Below are 20,193 nucleotides of genomic sequence, written 5' to 3' on the forward strand. Positions count from 1 at the left end.
GTGCATTTCGCCCGGTTGCTGCACACATCCGGGCGATAGGCACTAATCGATGGCGAAAGCCGCGCGGCCGGATATTGTCCGGACAAGGATGCCAAAGAAGATGTGTGGAGATTCGGCAAGGATCGGAACCTCCTTCGGGCTGAGTGAGCCCACTTCCCACCAGTCCGGGTGCTTCTGCAATACTTCCCAGGCGTGCAGGCGCTCGCTCCGCCGCAGTTCAGTATCGGGAAACTCCTCGAACTTTCCTTCGGCGATAACGCTCGTCCAGCCCTTGCCCACCCGCCGGTCCACCTGTAGGCACACCTTGTCGTTTTCCCGCATCCATTCCAATTTGCGCCCCGGCATCGAAAAGCAGTATGCGACGCCATCTTCAAAGGCGAAATAGATGGGCACGATATAGGGCTGACCGTCCTTGCAGCAGGCCAGGTGCCCAAATCTTGTCTCTCGCAGGACGGCGTGGCATTCGGCCAGCGTAAATTCCCGTAAACCCAATGACATGACACGCTCCTTTCGGATGATCGAGGAGCCATTCTAGGCCGATCGCGGCTTCGCGCATTGATAGAGAGCAATGTCGAATTGGCAGGCCGACCGACGGCCCTGGCAACAAATCACGGAAGAGGTCAGCTTGGCTGAAGGCCAGGAGTGCTGCATGGTCGATACCGGATGACAACAGGTGAAATTCAGACGCTGAGAAAGGAAGGCACTCGCTCCCTTTGCTGCCGCCACAGCTCGGTTAGGGGGAAAGCCTCTCGTCCGCCAGACGAGCACAGCTCACGCAGTAGGGCGTGTAGGGGATGACCTCCAGCCGGCTGGGTTCGATCGGGGCGAGACATCTGACGCAGCGACCGAACGTTCCGCGCTTGAGGCGTTCGAGGGCCGCCTCGATCGATTTGATTTGCTCACCTGCTTCCCTTCGCATTTCAGTCAGTACCTGATCGTTCTCGATCTGGGTGACACGATCTTCGCTATCCGGATCCAGCGCAGCACTGAGATCGGCATCAATGGCCGACCGCCGGCGCTGCAGGTCCGCTTTCATGGTGTTCAGTTTATTTTCTATCTCTTCGGTCTTCATCGAGGCCATCCCGCTACGGAAACGGCGGCACATGCCGCGCTCTGTTGGCGCATTCGACCCGCGGCGGTCCATCGCGCAACGCTCTCACCGTACGACCGCCGATGAGGGCTGCATTGATCGGCGTCAATAGGGGAGGGAAATCCCCAGTTTGAGCCAAGTCAATGCGCATTTCCGGGTCAAGTGCCAGAGTGGCAAAACAGGCGCCATTCTCTTCTTCGGGTGTACACCATGAAACGGCATATCCTTCTTCCGCTTCTCACCTATCCCGATGCGACTTCGGAAATCATGATCGCCAATGCAGTCATGCTGGCGCGCCACTTGCAAGCGACGCTGACCGTTTATGCGGTGGAGATTACCGTTCCCGACGTATCCAATGCGCTGTCCTCTCTGATCATCGATGCGGCGCGGATGGCGCGGGAAGCAGGAGCGCTGAGCCGCCGGCGCGCTTCTATGTTGACGCAGAAGGCGGTCGATGAGGCAAACGCGGCATCTGTCGATCTACGCGTTCGTGAGATCAAGCTCGAGGAGCCATTCGTCGTGGACGCCCTGGCGGAAGCCTCGCGCGCCTACGATCTCGTGCTTCTGGAACTGGCGGGCCTCTCCCGCCCGATCGTCGAGGCGGTACTGTTCGGGTCGGGGCGGCCGCTGATCCTCTATCCGCCGGCGCCTTTCGGCGGCCGGATCGATCGTGTCGCCATCGCCTGGGATGGCAGCCGCGCGGCTGCGCGGGCGGCACATGATGCCTCCGTCTTCCTGGAGCAGGCCTCCAAGGTCTGCCTGCTTTCCGTGATCGACGAGAAGCCGGTGACATACGAGACGGGCGATTATCTCATCGAAAACCTGCTGAAGAGCGGCGTGACGGCGGAGGCGCTGCACCTGCGCACGCACGGCGATCCAGTCGGCGAGGTACTGCAGAGCAAGGCCTTCGAATTGCGGGCCGACCTTCTCGTCATGGGCGGGTTCGGCCATTCGCGTTTGCGGGAATTCGTGCTCGGCGGCGCGACGCAGGCGGTGCTGACCAGCATCACCCTGCCTGTCCTGCTATCGCATTGAGAGACGGCATGCGATCAAGCACCGGCTCTCGAACTCATTGTCAACGCCACGAAGGCCGCGCGCCTCATCAGCCGCGGCATGTTGGCGAGCAACAGTGGCTCGTCAATCCCGTCGCAGCGTCTTACCGGTCTCCGCATCGAACAGATGAAGCTTGCCCGGCCGGGCAGCGATCGTTACGGCCTGCCCCGGCTCGAAATCGTGACGTTCAGACAGCACGGCGACAAGCTCGCCGGATCCGTAGCGCAGAAATACCATCGTCTCGTGACCGGTGGGCTCGGTGACGTTGACGGTCGTCTTCAGGCCGCGCGGAGCGAGCAACAGGTGTTCGGGCCGCACGCCCAGACGCACAGCCTGGCCATCGGAGGCCTCCGGCGTGAAACCGAGCGCGATCTCATCGCCTGTCTCCGTGACGAAGACGGCTCCATCGGCCTTGTAATGACCTTTCAGCAGGTTCATCGACGGCGAGCCGATGAAGGTGGCCACGAAGGTATTGCGCGGACGGTCGTAGAGTTCCAGCGGCGTTCCCGTCTGTTCGATCTTGCCGCCCTGCATGACCACGATCTTGTCCGCCATGGTCATCGCTTCGACCTGGTCATGGGTGACGTAGATCGTCGTGGTTCTCAGTCTTTGGTGGAGTTCCTTGATCTCCTTGCGCATCTGCACGCGCAGCTTGGCGTCGAGATTCGACAGGGGCTCGTCGAAGAGGAAGACCTGCGGCGATCGGACAATGGCTCGTCCCATCGCCACGCGCTGCCGCTGGCCGCCCGAAAGCTGGCGCGGATAGCGGTCAAGATAGGGCACGAGGTCGAGTGTTTCGGCCGCCGCCTGCAGGCGCTGCTTGATGAGATCGGCCGGCTGCTTCTGGAGGCGCAGCGCGAAGACCATGTTCTCGGCAACGGTCTTGTGCGGATAGAGGGCATAGCTCTGGAAGACCATCGCAATATCGCGGTCCTTCGGCGGCAGATTGTTGACGATCTTTCCGCCGATCGAGATGGTGCCGCCGGTAATGCTCTCGAGCCCTGCGACCATGCGCAGCAAGGTCGACTTGCCGCAGCCGGACGGGCCGACGAGCACCACGAACTCGCCGTCGCGAATGTCTATATTGACCCCATGCAGGATATTTAAGGCGCCGTATGCCTTCCGCGCCTCTGAAATATTGACCTCAGCCATATGCCTCCCACTCGCTTTCCGGTCACCCCAGGCACACATTCCAGGGGATGAATCTCTCGACAGTATTCAGCGTATGAGGCACAGCGAAAACGCGCTCTGCCACGACCCGAAATACCTTCAAAACCTCCTCCATGAAACGTTTCATTTTTTATTGACTTTTTCCGCTTCCCGTCTAATGCTCAATGATGAGACCAAGAGGAGCGGTTTCAAACAAGAATTATGAAACGTTTCATTTTCTTGTTTACCAGATAGTTCTGCACGAGACCAGTCCCAAATTCGGGCCGGAGCCTATCCGGAACACTGGCTGGCGGCAGCGCACCAAACGTGGAGGAGGAAGACATGAAAGTCGAAATTTACGATGCATTGATGCGCCGTCAGGCAAGCCGCCGCGACGTTTTGCGGGGAACGGCAAGTGCGGCGGCTCTGCTCGGCCTGTCCGGCGCGATGGGCGGAATTGCCGGCACCGCATTCGCCGCCGATGACCTACGCGCGCAGATCCTGCAGATCCCGGGCGTCGGCAAGGGTTCGCCGACGGACGCGGACTGGCAGAAGGTCGGCGAGCTCTGCCTCGGCCCGACCAAGGCCAATGTCAAGCAGGGTGAATTCGCCGGCGTCGAGCTGACCTTCATGGGGCTCAACAACCAGAATCTGCACAACTTCCTGTTCCGCGGCTTCCTGAAGCCTTGGGAAGCCTATACCGGCGCCAAGATCAACTGGATCGACCTTGCTCAGGCCGATTACAACGCCCGCCTTCAGCAGTCGATCGCAACCGGCACGGTCGATTTCGACATCCTTGAAATGGGCGCGCCTTTCGAAGGCGATACCGCCGGACGCGGGCTTCTCGACGAGATGCCTGATTGGGCTGCAAAGCAGGTCGAAGCCGACGACCTGGTGAGCTACCTGAAGCCACCGGTCGGCACCTGGGACGGCAAGACCTATCGTGTCACGATCGACGGCGACTGCCACACCTTCGCCTATCGCAAGGATTACTTCGGCGAAGGCTCGATCAGCGGCATGGCCGAGCCGCCGAAGACCTGGCAGGAGGTCAACGCAGCGTCCAAGGCGCTGATCGGCAAGACCGATCCCTTGACCAGCCAGCCGGCCTACGGCTATCTCGACCCGCTCAAGGGCTGGGGCGGCTTTGGCTTCTATTTCATCGAAAACCGTGCGACGGCCTATGCCAAATATCCCGGCGATCCGGCCTGGCTGTTCGACCCCGAAAATATGAAGCCGCTGGTTAATAACCCCGCCTGGGTCCAGGCAATCCAGGATGTGCTGGATTTGATCGCAGCCAAGGCCTATCCGGCCGATCAGATCAATGCGGACCCCGGCACCACGGCCTTCTCGCAGTTTCTGGCAGGCACCGGTGCAATGCTGATGTGGTGGGGCGATGTTGGCTCCGGCGCCCGCACATCCGATACCTCGGTCGTCGGCGACGTGGTCGGCTTCGGCATCAACCGCGGCTCCAACCGCGTGTACAACCGCAAGACCGGGCAGTGGGAAGACAAGTATAACGAGGCGCCCAACATGGCCTACCTCGGCTGGGGCATCTACGTCACCAAGCGGGTCTCCAGCGACGAAAAGAAGCGCAAGGCGGCCTGGTCTGCTGCCGCCCATCTCGGCGGCAAGGATCTGTCCCTTTGGACGTCGGCCTATCCGTCCGGCTTCCAGCCCTATCGTCAGTCGCACTTCAACTATGACGAATGGGAAAAGGCCGGTTACGACCGCGCCTACATCGAGGACTATCTGGGTTCGAACGCCGACAGCTACAATCACCCGAACGCCGCGATCGAACCGCGCATCCCCGGCATCTTCCAATACTACTCAGTCGCCGAGGACGAATTGGCGAAGGGCTTTGCCGGACAATACAAGTCGGCACAGGAAACGGCGGATGCAATTGCAGCCGCCTGGGAAAAGATCACCGACCAGATCGGCCGTGATAGCCAGCTGAAGCTCTATCGGACGAGCCTCGGGCTCTGATCGATTGGCATAAACGCGCTGGCGGACTGAAAAGGCTCCGCCGGCGCCCATCCTGTCCGGGCGAGGAATATCAATGTCGACAGTCGAAGGCGACCTGCTCCACACGGTCGAAGCCGGCTCCATTTCCGCGAGCCGCCGTTTCTGGGGCCGCGCGGCTCTGTGGCTGAGCGCCATATGGTTCATCGCATCCTTTGTGTTGCAGGCTGTCCACGAACTCGGCTGGACCGATTGGGGCTTTGCCAACTGGCGGCCGGTTCTCTACGCCTATTTCATCTGGGCCGCGGTTCTTTGCGTCACCCGCGTCGTCATATACGGCGAGGCCGGCAAGAAGGCGCTCTTTGTTCTGCCGGCAGCACTCTTCGTCGTATCGATGGTGGTCTTCCCGCTGCTCTTTGCACTCTGGATCGGCTTCTCCGACTGGAACCTCGCCTCTTCTGCCGGGCGGCGCTTCAACGGGCTCGACAATGTGCGCCGGATGATCGCCGATCCGTTCTATGCCAATGCCTTGCTCAACATGATCCTTTATTGCCTTGCGATTGCCGTGGAATATGCGATCGCCTTCGGCCTGGCGCTGCTCCTTAACCAGGAAATCATTGCCCGGAAGTTCTGGCGGGTTACTTTCCTCGTGCCCTTGATGTTGTCGCCGGTCGCGGTGAGCTGGATGGTGGGAAAATCGATGCTGGAAACCCGTTTCGGCCCGATTGCGCGCATGGCCCGCTGGCTCGGCTGGGAAAACCCCTCCTTTTTCGGCGATCCGCTGACGGCGCGCCTCTCGATCATGATCATGGACGCCTGGACCTTCATTCCCTTCATGATGATCATGCTGCTCGCCGGATTGCAGGCCTTGTCGAGGGAGGTGCTGGAGGCGGCCGAAGTCGACGGCGCCACCAAATGGCAGCGCTTCTGGCAGGTGATTTTCCCGCTGATGCTGCCTGTGTCGGTCACGGCAGTGATGATCCGCATCATCTTCAAGCTAAAGCTCGCCGACATCATCATCACCGTGACATCGGGGGGGCCTGGCGGGGCGACCGATTCCGTCACCAGTTTTATCTACCGCGAATACCGAGACCGCTCGAATGTCGGATATGGGACCCTGCTCGCGCTCGTCTATCTCGTGATCATCGTCGTCGGCATGACGGGGCTGATGAAGATCTCCGACCGCATCGTCAAGCGTATGACAGGAAGGCTCTGATGGTTCGCATCGATTTCGAAAAATACGGACGGGGCCAACGCATTCGCTGGTGGGCCATGCGTTTGGCCGTTTACGGCCTGCTCGTCATCTGGGCTTGTGTCTGCATCTTCCCGCTGTTCTGGACGGTTTCGACCTCGTTCAAGACAGCCGCAGACGTCATGCGCGGCAACCTGATCCCGTGGTTCAATTTCGCGCCCAACTGGCTCGGCTGGCGCTCGCTCGGCCTCTCTCCCGATACGATTCCCCAGATCTCGACCGTGCGCGACGAGTTCATGCGCAGGCTTTGGAACAGCGTCATCATCTCCGTCACCGCATCCGCTCTTGCGGTTGTGCTCGGATCGCTCGCCGCCTACGGCCTCAGCCGCTTCTCCTACAAGTTCGGCCATATGCGCAATTCCGACATTTCCTTCTTCTTCCTGTCGCAGCTCATTATGCCGCCCGTCGTCCTGGCCCTGCCATTCCTGGTTCTCTACAAGGAACTGGCGCTGCTCGACACCTATGCCGGCATGATCGCCGTCTATACGCTGATGGTCCTGCCGATCGTCGTCTGGATCATGCGCGACCAGTTCGCCACCATACCGGTCGAGCTCGAGGAGGCCGCGCTGGTCGACGGCCTGTCGATCTGGGGAGCGTTTGCCCGCATCATCGTGCCGCTCGTCCTGCCGGGCATGGTTGCCGCCTTCCTTTTGGCGCTGATCCTGTGCTGGAATGAATATTTCTTCGCCGCATTGCTGACTTCCACCAATACGAACACGCTGCCGGTGATGATCGCCAGCCAGACAGGCAGCCAGGGCATCAACTGGTGGTCGATGGCCGCCCTTTCCACCGCCGGTATTCTTCCGCTGGTCATCGTCGGCGTCGTGCTGGAAAAACACATCATCGCCGGGATGACCGCAGGAGCGGTAAAATAGCCGCGGGACGTTTGAACATGGTGAAGATGCCCACAGTCAAGGATGTCGCCGAATATGCGGGCGTCTCCGTGGGCACTGTTTCGCGTGTTCTGTCGGGCGAAGCCGCGGTCAAACCCATGCTCCGTGAAAGGGTCAACGACGCCATTTCGGCGCTCGGTTACCGACCGAACGTGACTGCACGAGCCTTGCGCACCAGCAGAACCGACGTGATCGGCCTCGTCGTTCCCGACATCACCAACCCTTTTTTTGCGCAGCTTGCGGCAAGCGTCGAGCGCGCGGCGCTCGAATGCGGTCACAGCCTGATGCTGGCAAGCTCGCATAACGACAGCGAGGCGGAGCAGAGCCATGTTTCGGCTTTTCTCGACCGATCAGTGCGCGGCATCATCGTGGTGGCTTCGAGCGACGGTTCAGGTCTCGATCTGCCAGCCTCGGTGCCGGTCATATCGCTGGACCGGCGCTTCGGCGCCTTTCCCCTGGTTTCGACCAACCATGCGCAGGCGGCCACGCTGATTGCCGATCATCTCTATGGGCTAGGGCACCGGCGCATCGCCTATATTGCCGGGCCGACCGACACTGAAGCAGGGCGCATGCGCAAAGAGGCCTTTGTCAGCCGCATGGACGGCTTCGGCAAAACCGGCGAGCCTGCCGAACTGGAAATTGCCCATGGCAGGTTCGACTACGAATCCGGTGAAAGAATCGCCCGCGAGCTGCTTTCACGCCCGCCGCAGAACCGGCCAACGGCGATTGCGGCCGCCAGCGACCAGCAGGCGATCGGCGCTTTACGCGCTGCCCGCGACCTCAAGATCGACGTGCCGCGAAAACTTTCCGTCACAGGGTTCGACGACATCTCGCTTGCCAATCTGGTGGTGCCGCGGCTGACAACCATTCGCCAGCCGGCCGACATGTTGGCGCGGCGCGCGGTCAGCCTTCTCCTCGAAGAACCGCCGGGCAAGGGCGACGAAATGGTGGACGGATCGCTGATCGTGCGCGGTTCGAGCGGCCCGTGCCCGCAACCTGGCGCAGCGACCCGAAAATCGGGATCGGTTGTCGGAAAGCCCAATGCGTAGATCCTAAGCGTCCGAAAACAGCGCGCCGGGCACTCCAAGGCGGATATCGCCGGACACAGAAATTGAAGCACGGCCGGGGCTCCGGCCAGAGAAAGGATGGAAGATCAATGCTCAAGGGAATTCGGGCCGAACTCAACGGCGACATTCTTCAAGCGCTTTGCAACATGGGACATGGCGATTATCTCGTCATCTCCGACATGAATTTTCCATCGGATTCGATCGCCCGTCAGACGCGCCTGGGTAGACTGCTGACCATGGAAAATATTCCCGCGCCGCAGGCGATTGACGCGGTCCTTTCGGTCTTGCCTTTGGACACGCCGATCCAGCCTTCGGTCGGCCGCATGGAAGTGATCGGCAAACCGGATGAAATTCCGCCGATTCAACAGGAAGTACAGGCGATCGTCGACCGCGCCGAAGGCAAGCCGTCGCCGATGTATCCCATCGAACGCATGGCGTTCTACGAAATCGCCAAAAAGGCCTATTGCGTAATCGCAACCGGGGAATTGCGGTTCTATGGATGCTTCCTTTTGACCAAGGGCGTCATTCCAGCGGAAGAGGCGGTGCGATGAACGAGAAAAGCGGGATCGTCATCCTGGGAATTTTTGCTGCCGACACCGCCTATAAGGCAAAACGCCTGCCCCATATCGCCGAGACGCTGATGGGGTCTGGTTTCACCCTCGGGCCGGGAGGCAAGGGCTCCAACCAGGCGATCGCCGCGGCAAAGGCCGGCGGCAAGGTGACCTTCATTTCCCGGGTTGGCAACGATGCGTTCGGCGCGATGGCGCTGGCGGCCTATGCCGAAGCGGGTGTGACGGCCAATGTGATGAAGATGGAAGGGGTTTCCACGGGCGCTGCCTTCATCTTCGTCGACGAGATAAGCGGCGACAACGCCATCATCGTGGTACCGGGCGCCGCAGGGCTGATCGGCATCGAAGATGTCGAAGTGAACCGGGCGGCGATCGAAAGCGCCGCCATCTTCATGACACAGCTCGAACAACCGCTGGAAGCGGCTTTGCACGCCTTGTCGATCGCCAAGAGGGCAGGGGCCATTACGATCTTTAACCCCGCGCCGGCCGGCGCCATTCCGGACAGCATCTACGGCTTGTGCGATTTCATCGTTCCCAACGAAGTCGAAGCAGCGGAATTGGTGGGCCATGCGATCGAAACTGATGAGCAGGCACGTGCAGCCGCGCGCACTCTGGTCGATCGGGGCGCGCGCGCAGCGGTCATCACGCTCGGCGCCCGCGGTGCGCTCTATCACACCGCCGGGCACAGCGAATTCGTCCCCGTATTTTCGGCGGGAAATGTCACTGACACGACCGGAGCCGGCGACGCCTTTCTCGGTGGGTTCGCGACGGCAATCTCCGAGGGCCGAGCGCCAATCCATGCCGTCCGTTTCGGCTGCGCCACCGCCGCTATCGCGGTAACACGGCCGGGCACGGCCCCCGCCATGCCTTCTCGCGCCGAGATCACTGCCTTGCTGGGCTCCTGATGATTGGACACCGCAGAGGCCGAGGCGTGTCAGCCTCGCCATCTCCAGCAACCGTCAATCCAACCTTGCGGTAAAGACGTAGCCGACGCCGCGCACAGCCTTGATGAATTGCGGCTTCTTCGGGTCCGTCTCGATCTTGCGCCGCAGCCGGACGATCTGAGCATCGATCGTCCGGTCGAAAGCTTCGAGGCTTCGGCCCCGGGTCAGGTCCATCAGCACGTCGCGGGTCAGAACCCGTCCGGCATGGCGGACGAAGGTCGTCAGCATATCGAACTCGCCGGTCGTCAATTCGATTTCCGTGCCTTCCGGATCGAAAAGCTGCCTGCGGCTGAGATTGAGCTTCCAGTCTTCGAAGCCGATAATCTCTTCGCCAGCCGGCTCGGCGCTGCGCGCAGGCGCTTGCCGGCGGCGCAGGATCGATTTCAGGCGCGCATGGACCTCCCGGAGATGGAAGGGCTTGGCGATGTAATCGTCAGCGCCGACCTCCAGACCGACGATTCGATCGACGACGTCGTCGCGGCCCGTCAGCATCATGATCGGCACGTCGGATTGGGCGCGGATTTCACGGGCAAGATCAAGGCCGTCGGCGCCGCCGGGAAGAACGAGGTCGAGCAGCACGGCGTCGAAATTCTGCTGGCGCAGGCGCACGCGCATCTCGGTGCCGTCAGCGGCGGAAGAGACCGTGTAACCCTCATCCTCGAAATAGCGCGTCAACATCTGCCGAATGCGCGGATCGTCGTCGACGACGAGAAGATGCGCGTCATGTTGAAGTGCTGCCATCGTCCATCCGCCAAGCCTTGCTCGTTACAGATCGTATTCAGTGGCATCGTCTTTAACATGCCCCTCAAGCTGGTGTCACCAGCCGGCCGGCGTTGTCCTCATCGGAAGCCGCAAATCCACTCAGGTCGGATTTGCAGGTCTGGCGTCGTGCAGCCAATGGCGTTTCGCCGGCATCGGGACGGGGGCCGGCGAGGACTGCCATGCGCAGAGCCATCCGCGGACATCGTTCGCCGTAATCAGAATCGTGTTGCCGCTCGTTAAGGCAAGGCGGCGCGCGGCTATTTGGCAGAAAGTGTCAACGTATTGAAGAAGGCGGAATTCGGTTGCCCGCGGCGGCGACGCAACGGACAGCAATGCCCTCCGGGACACGATGACGGTCTTCATGTCGGGCCCGAACCGCACATCGATATGCCCTGACTTGTCTTTCGCATCGAGACTTGCTGTGACGATTTCATATGGCATTCCATCGCTCCGGATCATTGGTTCGTCGCTGCGGCCTATTCCAGTTTTCCAGGTTACGACGCCGGTCAAAAGACGCTTTGACCTCGATCAATTCGAAAGGGCGGGGACGGCACCGAACATCCGCGCCGGGACCACCCGCGACGGCTTTAAGGCAATGTACAGATATCTGGATGATTTCGCGGCGACGGCAACATCATTGATTTGGAACAAGGAAGACCGTGCGGCCCCTGGGCATAAAGCATCCTGCTTTTTGAAAGGAAATCTGATGATGCCCGACGATCTTGTCGCAAAATACGGCGATGCACGGCTTCCGCGTTACACGAGTTACCCAACGGCGCCGGCTTTTTCAGCAGCCGTCGGACCGGATGAATATGCCGCCGGCCTTGCCGAAATCGGAGAGGCCGGCCCAGTCTCGGTCTATCTCCACCTACCATACTGCCGTTCGATGTGCTGGTACTGCGGCTGTCACACGACCATCACCCGGCAGGATGCTCCGGTCGTCGAATATCTTGATGTGATGAGCCAGGAGATCGAGCTCGTTTCCTTTGCCGCCGGCAACGACGTGCCCGTCAGAAACGTGCACTTGGGCGGCGGCACGCCGACGATCATGAAGCCGCAGGAATTCTCCGCTCTGATGGCAAAGCTCCGGAGCGCCTTCGCCTTCGAAGCGGATGCCAGCGTGGCAATCGAGATCGACCCGCGCACATTGGCCGCCCCCATGATCGATGCGCTCTTCGAAAACGGTGTCGATCGCGCGAGCCTCGGGGTCCAGAGCTTCGACCCGGTCGTGCAGGCGGCAATCAATCGGCTGCAGTCCTTCGAGCAGACGGAGATGGCGCTCACCGGGTTGCGCTCCGCAGGCGTGACAAGCATCAATTTCGACCTGATCTATGGCCTCCCGAAGCAGACTGTCCGATCCTGTGTGGAAACCGTCCGCCTTGCCGCGGAGCTGCGTCCGGAACGTTTCGCTGTTTTCGGTTACGCCCACATACCCTCCTTCAAGAAGCATCAACGTCTGATCGACGAAGCATCGCTGCCAGACGCAAAACAGCGCAACGAGCAGGCGGAAGCCATCGCCCAGGAGCTTCAACAAGCCGGATATGTGCGTATCGGGCTTGACCACTTTGCCTTGCCGGAGGATCAGCTGGCGTTCGCCGCACGCAACGGCACGATGAGACGAAACTTCCAGGGCTACAGCACGGATGACTGCGATAATCTCATCGGCCTCGGCGCTTCCGCGATCGGCCGGCTACCGAGTGGCTATATGCAGAACCACGTGCCTCTGGGTCTCTATGCGGAGCGGATTGCCTCTGGCGTCCTGCCCACCGCCAAAGGCTATCTTCTCAGCCAAGAGGACAAGCTTCGGGCGAGAATCATCGAACGGCTGATGTGCGATTTCGAAGTCGACCTCGGAAGTGTGAGCAGCGGAACGGGTTTCGACACCGGCTTCCTTGTTGAGCGCAACGACCGTCTCGGTGAGCTGATGGCGGACGGCGTTGCGACAATGAGCGGCGAGCGGATCGTCGTATCCCGAGACGCACGCTTCATGGTCCGTGCAGTCGCGGCGGCGTTCGACGCCTATTTTGGCTCGCACGGACGCAAGCACAGCAAGGCCGCCTGACCTGCATCAGAGCCGGGCGGTCGCCGGCAGCCTGAGCCGCAGCGCAGTCTTGAACGGCCGCCACCGGCGAAGGCAAGGCGGGTTCTCCATCGTGCAGGATGGCGCGCGAGTGCGGCCATCCGCGCCGGTCATTGATTACCGGGTGAGATGGGCAAGATCGGCGTCGAGCCGCTTGCGTACCATGTTCGGCACCTTTGCCCTTTTGATGGCTTCGAGATTGGCCGGGCTGTCGCCGACCTGGATCAAGGCAACCATGCCCATGCCGGCGTGCGGCGTGCATTTCAATACATAGGCGCCGGGAACATCGAATTTCGCTTGATACTGTTCGTTCGGCTTGGATTTGAATTCGGCGACGCCATCCGGAATGAGGCCCTTGAAGGTCTCGACGTTGTGGCTCTTGTCGGTGGGAATGAAGGTGATGGTGTCGCCGGGGGCGATCTTCAAGAAGCCGGGCTCGAACACCATTGCGCCGTCCGCGCCCTTGTTAAGCATCTGAACCTGGTGGTCGGCGGCCATCAAGGGCGCTGCCGAGGCAATCAAGGCTGCCGCTGCAGCGATCAGACCGAATTTCAAACGCATGTGCAATCTCCTGTTCTGCGAGGCTCCATCCGCCGCGTGAACCGGTCTTAGGAGATGCCGGAATCCGGTTCTTTGACCCCCGTCAAATTCGCGAAAAAAGCTGGGGATCAGGTTTTTGTCTGTCTGCCGACAATGGCAACAGGCCCGAAGTCACTTCGCGTCGAGAAGCTCGCGGATCTTCAAGGCCAGTTCTTTGGCGGTATAGGGCTTACGCAGCCACTGTGCGCCGGGAACGGTGCCTTTTTCCGCAAGACCCGGCTCGGAATATCCTGACGTGAACAGAACCGCGATGTCTGGCCGCATAACCCGCACTTCCCGTGCGAGTTCGTCACCGGTGATCCCGCCCGGCATGACGATGTCGGTGAACAGGAGCGCGACGCCGGGGTTCTCCCGCAGGAGGTCGAGTGCGCGGTGGCCGTTTTCGGCTTCACGCACCGTGTAGCCCATTGACGCCAGCCTGGCGACGGCCACGCGGCGGACGCGGGCGTCATCCTCCACGACCAGCACTGTTTCGTCGCCGCGCGGCAGCTGGCTCTCGCCGCTGTCAAGATCCGACGCCGGCTCCCGAGGCTTTGCATCACTGATGGCAGGCAGATATATCCTGACTGTCGTGCCGCGCCCCACCTCGCTGTAAAGCTGGAGATGCCCGCCCGACTGCTTGACGAAACCATAGACCATGCTGAGCCCGAGCCCCGTGCCGGAGCCGACTTCCTTGGTTGTGAAAAATGGTTCTATCGCGCGCTTCCTGACCTCCTCGGTCATACCGATGCCAGTATCCGTCATGGCAATGAGGACGAAGTTGCCGCTGCGCACCTCCGGGAACATCTTGGCATAATCTGCGTCGAGATGGACGCGCGAGATCGTCGTCGTCAGACTGCCGCCCCTCGGCATCGCGTCCCTTGCGTTGAGGGCGATGTTCAGAATGGCGTTCTGGAGCTGTGAGCTGTCGACGAGCACGTCGAGGCCCGACCCGTCAATGACGGTCGACAGCTTGATATTTTCGCCGAGCGTTCGCCGTAGCAGATCCGAAAAGCCGCTCACGAGCTGACCGAGATCGGCATGCTTGGGGTTCAGCGGCTGCCGGCGGCCGAAGGCCAGCAGCTGCCCGGTCAGGATCGCTCCGTCCTGCGCGGCGGACTGGGCTTCCTTGAGAATGTCGCGAAGACTGCCGGGCGGCAGCTTGTCCTCGATCATTTCGAGGTTGCCGCTGATGACGGTCAGGAGATTATTGAAGTCATGCGCAAGGCCCCCGGTCAGCTGTCCGATCGCCTCCATCTTTTGCGCCTGGCGAAGATCCTCCTCGATCCTGAAGCGGCTCGTCAAGTCGCGGACAAAACCGGTGAAAATCCGCTCGCCGTTGGCCGTCGCCTCTCCAACGTGCAGTTCCATGGGGAATTGTGATCCGTCGGCCCGCTGTCCGGTTACGACGCGCCCGTAGCCGATAATGCGCTTCTCGCCGGTTTCGATATAGTGGTCGATATAGCCGTCATGCGCTTCACGGTAGGGGGTGGGCATCAGGTTGCTGACGTTACGGCCGCAAATCTGATCCGCGGGCATTCCGAACAGCTTTTCAGCAGCTTTGCTGAATGACAGAACCTTTCCCTTATGGTCGATCACCACCATCGCATCGGGTACGGTGTCGAGGATTGAGCTGAGATGCGCCTCACGCGACTTGACCGCCTCTTGAGCTTGCCTCAGTGCGCTGACATCGCTGTTTGTCTGGATGACCGTAAGCTCTCCGTCCGGCAGGCTGACCAGCACGCAGCGCGATGCGACGTGAATGTCATGACCGCTCTTGTGGCGATGAATGATTTCGCCCTGCCAGAAACCGCGCGATTTCAGCTGATCGCGGATGTTTTCCGCCGGTTCGAGAAACTTCGTCGCCAGAAGTTCATGGACCTTCTCGCCGACGGCTTCCTCTCGTGCCCAGCCATACATGTTCTCGCAGCCGATCGACCAGTGTGTGATCGTTCCGTCGAAACGATGAACGACGATATCCGCTCCGTCGAGTACGTGCACCATGGCATCCAGCTCCTGCGGCGATGCGGTTCTCGGTGACACGAGGCGGTGAGGCATGAATGTCAATCCTGCGGCTTGTTGCATCAGTGCAGGTTGACCCTATGACAGGAATCGTCAGAAAAATCATCAGCGTCGCCGGACAACTGTTTCAACCGGGCAATATTGACGATCCTCAGGTCGTGCCTGCCCTCGGGAATAACGATGTTGCGAGACGCCAGTTTCGTGATCGTGCGAGACACGGTCTCGATGGTCAGGCCGAGATGATCCGCAATGTCCTGGCGGTTCATGGGAACGCGCACCAGGCCTTGGCGCGGCCGCAGGTTGCGGCGGGACGCAAGCTTGAGGATAAAGCTGCAGAGACGCTCCTCGGCATTCTTTTTCGACAACAGCACCATCTGTTCATGAGCGGCGGTCGCCTCCTGGCAAAGCAGGGAGATATAGGCCGGGCCGAGCGCGTCGGAGCGGGCGACTTCTTCGTGAAAGCTCTTGCGCGACATGCGCCGGATCTTGCATTCGGTGACGGCCTCCGCCGTGAAAATGAAGTCGTTTTGCAACGAGGCGCCGATGAGATCGCCGGCGAAATGAAAGGCTGTGATCACCCGGCGGCCCTCGCCGATGATGCGATGCAGGCGAACGACGCCTTCTTCCACCTGGAAGAGATGTTTCGCCTGGTCGCCCTCCCAGCAAATCGCCTTGCCGGCTGCGACAGGCTCCGCCGCCGAGCTCAGAAAAAGCGACGAAAGCGATTGGCCGGCAGCAATTGCTTCGACCGTTTTCTCGGCATTTTCGAATGCGTGGTTGTTCTGCATCAGCATCGTCGTGTCCCCTCGTGGCAGTGGGTGCAGTAGAAAGCTGTCGCGTCACAAGGGAATGAGCGGACGGTGCCAAAGGGTGAAAGAAAGTAACAGTGTGTAACAGCGGCGGTCCATCCGCGGCGTGAGGTCCCCTTGTTGATGTAGATCAAGGAGCCATCGCTAGCTTCGTGACAGTCCTGCCCCGAACTACCGAGAAAGCCGGCCGCGGGGCGGTCGTCTTTGCACTGGGGACGACATCATGAATTACACGATCGAAACAATGATGCTCGCGGTCGCGGCGTTTCTAGCGCTGCTTGGAGCCGCATTCGCGCACGATCATCTTTTTGCGATGCATATGGGAATACTCAGCTTCTGCCTGATTGCCGGGACCCTGCTCCTTGTCAGGAAGGTCGACTTCACACCGGCGGACCAGCGGCAGAAAGTCGACCTGTCAGGCTATTTCGACGAAGTGGTCCGCTACGGCCTGATCGCCACCGTATTCTGGGGCGTGGTCGGCTTCCTCGTTGGCGTTATCATCGCGCTACAACTGGCTTTTCCCGACCTCAATATCGCGCCCTACCTTAATTTCGGCAGGCTGCGGCCGGTTCACACATCGGCGGTCATCTTTGCTTTCGGCGGCAACGCGCTGATCATGACGTCCTTTTATGTGGTGCAGCGGACCTGCCGCGCGCGGCTCTTCGGCGGTAGCCTCGCCTGGTTCGTCTTCTGGGGCTACCAACTCTTCATCGTCATGGCGGCGACAGGCTACGTGCTCGGCATCACCCAGGCCCGTGAATATGCCGAGCCCGAATGGTATGTCGACCTCTGGCTGACGATCGTCTGGGTCGCCTATCTCGCCGTCTATCTCGGAACGATCCTGAAGCGTAGAGAACCGCACATCTACGTGGCGAACTGGTTCTATCTCGGCTTCATCGTCACTATCGCGATGCTGCACGTGGTCAACAACCTTGCCGTTCCGGCCTCGTTCCTCGGCTCCAAGAGCTATTCTCTCTTCTCGGGCGTCCAGGATGCGCTGACGCAATGGTGGTACGGCCACAACGCCGTCGGCTTTTTCCTCACCGCCGGCTTCCTCGGCATGATGTATTATTTCGTGCCGAAGCAGGCCAACCGGCCAGTCTATTCCTACCGGCTGTCGATCATCCACTTCTGGGCCCTGATTTTCATGTATATCTGGGCCGGTCCGCACCATCTGCATTACACGGCGCTGCCCGACTGGGCCCAGACGCTCGGCATGGTTTTCTCGGTCATGCTCTGGATGCCCTCCTGGGGCGGCATGATCAACGGCCTGATGACGCTTTCGGGCGCCTGGGACAAGATCCGCACCGACCCGGTCATCCGGATGATGATCGTCGCCATCGCCTTTTACGGCATGTCGACCTTCGAGGGCCCGATGATGTCGGTCAAGACAGTCAATTCGCTCAGCCATTATACCGAATGGACGATCGGCCACGTGCATTCCGGCGCGCTCGGCTGGGTCGGGATGATCACCTTCGGGGCAATCTATTACCTGACACCGAAACTGTGGGGGCGCGAACGTCTCTACAGCCTGCGGATGGTCAACTGGCACTTCTGGCTCGCGACCCTCGGGATCGTGATCTACGCCGCCGTGCTCTGGGTAGCCGGCATCCAGCAGGGTCTGATGTGGCGCGAATACAATTCCCAGGGCTTCCTCGTCTACTCCTTCGCGGAGACGGTCGCGGCGATGATCCCCTACTACGTGCTACGCGCGGTCGGCGGAACGCTTTACCTGGCGGGCGGCCTCGTCATGGCCTGTAACGTGTTCATGACGATCCGCGGCCACCAGCGCGACGAAGCTGCAATCCCGACCACTTTCGTACCCCAGGCACAGCCTGCCGAATGAGGTGAGACATGGCATCGATATTGGATAAACATAAGATCCTCGAGAAAAACGCGACGCTTCTTCTGGTCGGCTCGCTGCTCGTCGTCAGCATCGGCGGCATCGTTGAAATCGCACCGCTGTTCTACCTGCAGAACACGATCGAAAAAGTGGAAGGAATGCGTCCTTACACGCCGCTGGAGCTCGCAGGACGCAACGTCTACATCCGTGAAGGCTGCTATCTCTGCCATAGCCAGATGATCAGGCCTTTCCGTGATGAAGTCGAACGCTACGGCCATTATTCACTGGCCGCAGAATCCATGTACGACCATCCGTTCCAGTGGGGATCAAAACGTACGGGGCCGGATTTGGCCCGTGTCGGCGGACGTTACTCGAACGAATGGCATGTCCAGCATCTCGCGGACCCCCGGGCAGTCGTGCCGGAATCGATCATGCCAAGCTACGCCTTCCTCAAGGAGCAGGAAGTGACGGTCAAGGATGTCGTAATGGACCTCAAGGCCAACGAGGACGTCGGCGTGCCCTACAGCGACGACATGCTGGCGAATGCGGAAGCCGACATGAGGGCTCAGGCCGATCCGAACGCGGACACGACGGCCCTGCTCGAACGCTATCCGAAGGCGAAGGTCGGCGATTTCGACGGCGACCCGGCCAGGCTGACCGAAATGGACGCGCTCGTCTCCTACCTGCAGATGCTCGGAACGCTGGTCGATTTCTCGACCTATGACGACGCGACCGGCTACCGTTGAGGTGATCCATGGAAACCTACACCGCAATGAGACACTTCGCCGATAGCTGGGGCTTGGTGGCAATGGCGGCATTCTTCGTCGGGGTGGTCGTGTTCACCCTTCGCCCAGGCAGCAAGCAGACGGCGAAAGAGGCCGCCGATATTCCCTTGAAGGACGATTGAGATGTCGGAAAAACATATCGATGAATTGAGCGGCGTCGAAACGACCGGACATGAATGGGACGGCATCCGCGAGCTCAACAATCCCATGCCCCGCTGGTGGGTGTGGACCTTCTACGCCACCATTCTCTGGGCGGTCGGCTATGCGATTGCATATCCCGCGATCCCGATGATCACTTCCGCCACGAAAGGTTATCTCGGCTACTCGACTCGCGCGGAGCTGCAGCAGGACCTGGACCAGGCCAAAGCGTCCCAGACGCAGTTTCACGACCTGATCGCGGCAAAGACAGTCCAGGAGATCGACGCCGATCCTGCCCTCCGTGCATTCGCAATCGCCGGCGGTGCGTCCTCATTCAAAGTCAATTGCGTGCCCTGTCATGGCTCGGGGGCGAGCGGCGGCCCTGGCTTTCCTAACCTGAACGATGACGACTGGCTATGGGGCGGCGACCTGGGCGCCATCCAGGCGACGATCGCCCACGGGATCCGGTTCGATTCGGATGCCGAAACCCACGCTTCCGAGATGCCGGCCTTTACCGATGTGCTCGAGCCTGCCCAGATGCGGCAGGTCGCTGCCTACGTCTGGGGCCTGACCAATACGCCCTCGGATCCCGCTCTCGCGGAGGCCGGAAGGCAGGTCTTTCTCGACAACTGCGCCGCGTGTCACGGCGAGGATGCCAAAGGAAAGGCGGAAATGGGAGCGCCGGATCTCGCCGACGCGATCTGGCTGAAGGCGCGCGGCGAAGACGCCATCGTTCGCCAGGTCGCCTCTCCCAAACATGGCGTCATGCCTGCCTGGGCTGCGCGCCTCGGGGATACGACCGTCAAGGAGCTCACCATTTTCGTTCATTCGCTCGGCGGCGGAACCTAGAGCAATTCCAGCAGAAGTGGGCGGCGATTTTGGGCCGCGATGGCGAGAAAACAGAGAGACAGGGCAGTTCCGTGGTTCGAAGAAAACGGAAATGCTCCAAGGAGAAGCGATGACAGTTCACGATCACAATCCCATCCTCGGTCTCTACGGCACCCCGCGCGCCATCATCCGCTCTCGCGTTTCGGAACGCGCCAAGGCGGTCCCGCCGTCGGCCGAACAGGAGGATGCGGCAAAGATCGGAAATTCGATCGTAAGCTTGATCTGCCTCAAGGATCACAAGCAGACGAGCCGATAGTTTCAGCTCCTGTCGAGGACATCTCAGCGGTGTTTCTCCCCCGCTGTCCTCCGGC

General features: G+C 60.6%; 21 protein-coding genes. 13 read left to right on the forward strand and 8 right to left on the reverse strand.

What is annotated here, in order from left to right:
• Nucleotides 1-42 precede the first annotated feature (42 nt).
• Together FHT70_RS07795 and FHT70_RS07800 are read right to left on the reverse strand one after the other, a co-directional pair.
• Nucleotides 43-498: a pyridoxamine 5'-phosphate oxidase family protein gene (locus tag FHT70_RS07795; RefSeq protein ID WP_183700050.1), complete on the reverse strand. Its 456-nt coding sequence runs from the start codon at nucleotides 496-498 to the stop codon at nucleotides 43-45.
• Nucleotides 499-733: 235 nt separating this feature from the next.
• Nucleotides 734-1,072, reverse strand: a complete 339-nt coding sequence (locus tag FHT70_RS07800; RefSeq protein WP_085781251.1) for a TraR/DksA C4-type zinc finger protein — start codon at nucleotides 1,070-1,072, stop codon at nucleotides 734-736.
• A gap of 228 nt (nucleotides 1,073-1,300) precedes the next feature.
• On the opposite strand from FHT70_RS07800, the gene FHT70_RS07805 reads away from it, so the two are divergent.
• Nucleotides 1,301-2,125 carry a universal stress protein gene (locus FHT70_RS07805; protein WP_183700052.1) on the forward strand — a complete coding sequence of 275 codons (825 nt, stop codon included), beginning with the start codon at nucleotides 1,301-1,303 and terminating at the stop codon, nucleotides 2,123-2,125.
• Nucleotides 2,126-2,227: 102 nt separating this feature from the next.
• Here FHT70_RS07805 and ugpC read toward each other — a convergent pair whose 3' ends face one another.
• Nucleotides 2,228-3,295, reverse strand: coding sequence for a sn-glycerol-3-phosphate ABC transporter ATP-binding protein UgpC (ugpC, locus tag FHT70_RS07810; RefSeq protein WP_183700054.1), 1,068 nt, complete (start codon nucleotides 3,293-3,295; stop codon nucleotides 2,228-2,230).
• A gap of 339 nt (nucleotides 3,296-3,634) precedes the next feature.
• On the opposite strand from ugpC, the gene FHT70_RS07815 reads away from it, so the two are divergent.
• The 6 genes from FHT70_RS07815 (at nucleotide 3,635) to FHT70_RS07840 (ending at nucleotide 9,937) form a co-directional block, all read left to right on the forward strand.
• On the forward strand, nucleotides 3,635-5,275 hold the full coding sequence (locus tag FHT70_RS07815; RefSeq protein WP_183700056.1) for an extracellular solute-binding protein: 1,641 nt from the start codon (nucleotides 3,635-3,637) through the stop codon (nucleotides 5,273-5,275).
• A 73-nt stretch (nucleotides 5,276-5,348) separates the two neighbouring features.
• Nucleotides 5,349-6,467 (forward strand): sugar ABC transporter permease, encoded by a 1,119-nt coding sequence (locus FHT70_RS07820; protein WP_183700058.1) that lies wholly within the window; start codon nucleotides 5,349-5,351, stop codon nucleotides 6,465-6,467.
• Nucleotides 6,467-7,378, forward strand: a complete 912-nt coding sequence (locus tag FHT70_RS07825) for a carbohydrate ABC transporter permease (protein WP_183700060.1) — start codon at nucleotides 6,467-6,469, stop codon at nucleotides 7,376-7,378. The genes FHT70_RS07820 and FHT70_RS07825 overlap by 1 nt, the downstream gene beginning before the upstream one ends.
• A gap of 17 nt (nucleotides 7,379-7,395) precedes the next feature.
• Nucleotides 7,396-8,445 carry a LacI family DNA-binding transcriptional regulator gene (locus FHT70_RS07830; protein WP_183700063.1) on the forward strand — a complete coding sequence of 350 codons (1,050 nt, stop codon included), beginning with the start codon at nucleotides 7,396-7,398 and terminating at the stop codon, nucleotides 8,443-8,445.
• 107 nt (nucleotides 8,446-8,552) lie between these two features.
• The gene (locus FHT70_RS07835; protein WP_085780676.1) at nucleotides 8,553-9,014 is read left to right on the forward strand and encodes an RbsD/FucU domain-containing protein; all 462 of its coding nucleotides are present in this window, start codon (nucleotides 8,553-8,555) and stop codon (nucleotides 9,012-9,014) included.
• Entirely contained in the window at nucleotides 9,011-9,937 is a 927-nt protein-coding gene (locus FHT70_RS07840; RefSeq protein ID WP_183700065.1) for a ribokinase, read from the forward strand. The genes FHT70_RS07835 and FHT70_RS07840 overlap by 4 nt, the downstream gene beginning before the upstream one ends.
• A gap of 54 nt (nucleotides 9,938-9,991) precedes the next feature.
• Here the strand turns inward: FHT70_RS07840 and FHT70_RS07845 are convergent, their stop codons facing one another.
• Nucleotides 9,992-10,717, reverse strand: a complete 726-nt coding sequence (locus tag FHT70_RS07845) for a response regulator (RefSeq protein WP_183700067.1) — start codon at nucleotides 10,715-10,717, stop codon at nucleotides 9,992-9,994.
• Between the two features lie 120 nt (nucleotides 10,718-10,837).
• Nucleotides 10,838-11,179, reverse strand: a complete 342-nt coding sequence (locus tag FHT70_RS07850; protein ID WP_085781250.1) for a hypothetical protein — start codon at nucleotides 11,177-11,179, stop codon at nucleotides 10,838-10,840.
• A gap of 268 nt (nucleotides 11,180-11,447) precedes the next feature.
• Here FHT70_RS07850 and hemN point away from each other — a divergent pair, with 268 nt between their 5' ends.
• Nucleotides 11,448-12,800, forward strand: a complete 1,353-nt coding sequence (gene hemN, locus FHT70_RS07855; RefSeq protein ID WP_183700069.1) for an oxygen-independent coproporphyrinogen III oxidase — start codon at nucleotides 11,448-11,450, stop codon at nucleotides 12,798-12,800.
• A gap of 135 nt (nucleotides 12,801-12,935) precedes the next feature.
• On the opposite strand, the gene FHT70_RS07860 is transcribed toward hemN, so the two are convergent.
• From FHT70_RS07860 to FHT70_RS07870, 3 genes are all read right to left on the reverse strand, one after another.
• The gene (locus tag FHT70_RS07860; protein ID WP_183700070.1) at nucleotides 12,936-13,379 is read right to left on the reverse strand and encodes a pseudoazurin; all 444 of its coding nucleotides are present in this window, start codon (nucleotides 13,377-13,379) and stop codon (nucleotides 12,936-12,938) included.
• A gap of 150 nt (nucleotides 13,380-13,529) precedes the next feature.
• Nucleotides 13,530-15,455, reverse strand: a complete 1,926-nt coding sequence (locus FHT70_RS07865) for a PAS domain S-box protein (RefSeq protein ID WP_183700072.1) — start codon at nucleotides 15,453-15,455, stop codon at nucleotides 13,530-13,532.
• 26 nt (nucleotides 15,456-15,481) lie between these two features.
• Nucleotides 15,482-16,213, reverse strand: a complete 732-nt coding sequence (locus FHT70_RS07870) for a helix-turn-helix domain-containing protein (RefSeq protein ID WP_085780671.1) — start codon at nucleotides 16,211-16,213, stop codon at nucleotides 15,482-15,484.
• 238 nt (nucleotides 16,214-16,451) lie between these two features.
• Here FHT70_RS07870 and ccoN point away from each other — a divergent pair, with 238 nt between their 5' ends.
• The 5 genes from ccoN to FHT70_RS07895 all read left to right on the forward strand — a co-directional run bounded on the left by ccoN (nucleotide 16,452) and on the right by FHT70_RS07895 (nucleotide 20,138).
• Nucleotides 16,452-18,074, forward strand: a complete 1,623-nt coding sequence (ccoN, locus tag FHT70_RS07875) for a cytochrome-c oxidase, cbb3-type subunit I (protein WP_183700074.1) — start codon at nucleotides 16,452-16,454, stop codon at nucleotides 18,072-18,074.
• A gap of 8 nt (nucleotides 18,075-18,082) precedes the next feature.
• A complete protein-coding gene (ccoO, locus tag FHT70_RS07880) occupies nucleotides 18,083-18,817 on the forward strand; it encodes a cytochrome-c oxidase, cbb3-type subunit II (protein ID WP_138396856.1) in 735 nt (244 codons plus the stop codon).
• An 8-nt stretch (nucleotides 18,818-18,825) separates the two neighbouring features.
• A complete protein-coding gene (locus FHT70_RS07885; protein ID WP_085780668.1) occupies nucleotides 18,826-18,978 on the forward strand; it encodes a cbb3-type cytochrome c oxidase subunit 3 in 153 nt (50 codons plus the stop codon).
• Between the two features lies 1 nt (nucleotide 18,979).
• Nucleotides 18,980-19,843: a cytochrome-c oxidase, cbb3-type subunit III gene (gene ccoP, locus FHT70_RS07890; protein ID WP_183700076.1), complete on the forward strand. Its 864-nt coding sequence runs from the start codon at nucleotides 18,980-18,982 to the stop codon at nucleotides 19,841-19,843.
• A gap of 109 nt (nucleotides 19,844-19,952) precedes the next feature.
• A complete protein-coding gene (locus FHT70_RS07895) occupies nucleotides 19,953-20,138 on the forward strand; it encodes a hypothetical protein (protein WP_183700078.1) in 186 nt (61 codons plus the stop codon).
• The last annotated feature ends 55 nt before the right edge of the window (nucleotides 20,139-20,193 follow it).

It is taken from the genome of Rhizobium sp. BK049 (assembly GCF_014193135.1).
Taxonomy (GTDB): Bacteria; Pseudomonadota; Alphaproteobacteria; order Rhizobiales; family Rhizobiaceae; genus Rhizobium.

What these genes read in the sequence shown, in the direction of transcription:
- ccoO (WP_138396856.1), top strand. Translation starts at nt 18,083, where the DNA reads ATGGCATCGATATTGGATAAACATAAGATCCTCGAGAAAAACGCGACG.
- FHT70_RS07895 (WP_183700078.1), top strand. Translation starts at nt 19,953, where the DNA reads ATGACAGTTCACGATCACAATCCCATCCTCGGTCTCTACGGCACCCCG.
- ugpC (WP_183700054.1), bottom strand. Translation starts at nt 3,295, where the DNA reads ATGGCTGAGGTCAATATTTCAGAGGCGCGGAAGGCATACGGCGCCTTA.
- ccoN (WP_183700074.1), top strand. Translation starts at nt 16,452, where the DNA reads ATGAATTACACGATCGAAACAATGATGCTCGCGGTCGCGGCGTTTCTA.
- FHT70_RS07835 (WP_085780676.1), top strand. Translation starts at nt 8,553, where the DNA reads ATGCTCAAGGGAATTCGGGCCGAACTCAACGGCGACATTCTTCAAGCG.
- FHT70_RS07830 (WP_183700063.1), top strand. Translation starts at nt 7,396, where the DNA reads ATGGTGAAGATGCCCACAGTCAAGGATGTCGCCGAATATGCGGGCGTC.
- hemN (WP_183700069.1), top strand. Translation starts at nt 11,448, where the DNA reads ATGCCCGACGATCTTGTCGCAAAATACGGCGATGCACGGCTTCCGCGT.
- FHT70_RS07805 (WP_183700052.1), top strand. Translation starts at nt 1,301, where the DNA reads ATGAAACGGCATATCCTTCTTCCGCTTCTCACCTATCCCGATGCGACT.
- FHT70_RS07885 (WP_085780668.1), top strand. Translation starts at nt 18,826, where the DNA reads ATGGAAACCTACACCGCAATGAGACACTTCGCCGATAGCTGGGGCTTG.
- FHT70_RS07845 (WP_183700067.1), bottom strand. Translation starts at nt 10,717, where the DNA reads ATGGCAGCACTTCAACATGACGCGCATCTTCTCGTCGTCGACGACGAT.
- FHT70_RS07860 (WP_183700070.1), bottom strand. Translation starts at nt 13,379, where the DNA reads ATGCGTTTGAAATTCGGTCTGATCGCTGCAGCGGCAGCCTTGATTGCC.
- FHT70_RS07825 (WP_183700060.1), top strand. Translation starts at nt 6,467, where the DNA reads ATGGTTCGCATCGATTTCGAAAAATACGGACGGGGCCAACGCATTCGC.
- FHT70_RS07815 (WP_183700056.1), top strand. Translation starts at nt 3,635, where the DNA reads ATGAAAGTCGAAATTTACGATGCATTGATGCGCCGTCAGGCAAGCCGC.
- FHT70_RS07850 (WP_085781250.1), bottom strand. Translation starts at nt 11,179, where the DNA reads ATGCCATATGAAATCGTCACAGCAAGTCTCGATGCGAAAGACAAGTCA.
- FHT70_RS07795 (WP_183700050.1), bottom strand. Translation starts at nt 498, where the DNA reads ATGTCATTGGGTTTACGGGAATTTACGCTGGCCGAATGCCACGCCGTC.
- FHT70_RS07870 (WP_085780671.1), bottom strand. Translation starts at nt 16,213, where the DNA reads ATGCTGATGCAGAACAACCACGCATTCGAAAATGCCGAGAAAACGGTC.
- FHT70_RS07800 (WP_085781251.1), bottom strand. Translation starts at nt 1,072, where the DNA reads ATGAAGACCGAAGAGATAGAAAATAAACTGAACACCATGAAAGCGGAC.
- FHT70_RS07820 (WP_183700058.1), top strand. Translation starts at nt 5,349, where the DNA reads ATGTCGACAGTCGAAGGCGACCTGCTCCACACGGTCGAAGCCGGCTCC.
- FHT70_RS07865 (WP_183700072.1), bottom strand. Translation starts at nt 15,455, where the DNA reads ATGCCTCACCGCCTCGTGTCACCGAGAACCGCATCGCCGCAGGAGCTG.
- FHT70_RS07840 (WP_183700065.1), top strand. Translation starts at nt 9,011, where the DNA reads ATGAACGAGAAAAGCGGGATCGTCATCCTGGGAATTTTTGCTGCCGAC.
- ccoP (WP_183700076.1), top strand. Translation starts at nt 18,980, where the DNA reads ATGTCGGAAAAACATATCGATGAATTGAGCGGCGTCGAAACGACCGGA.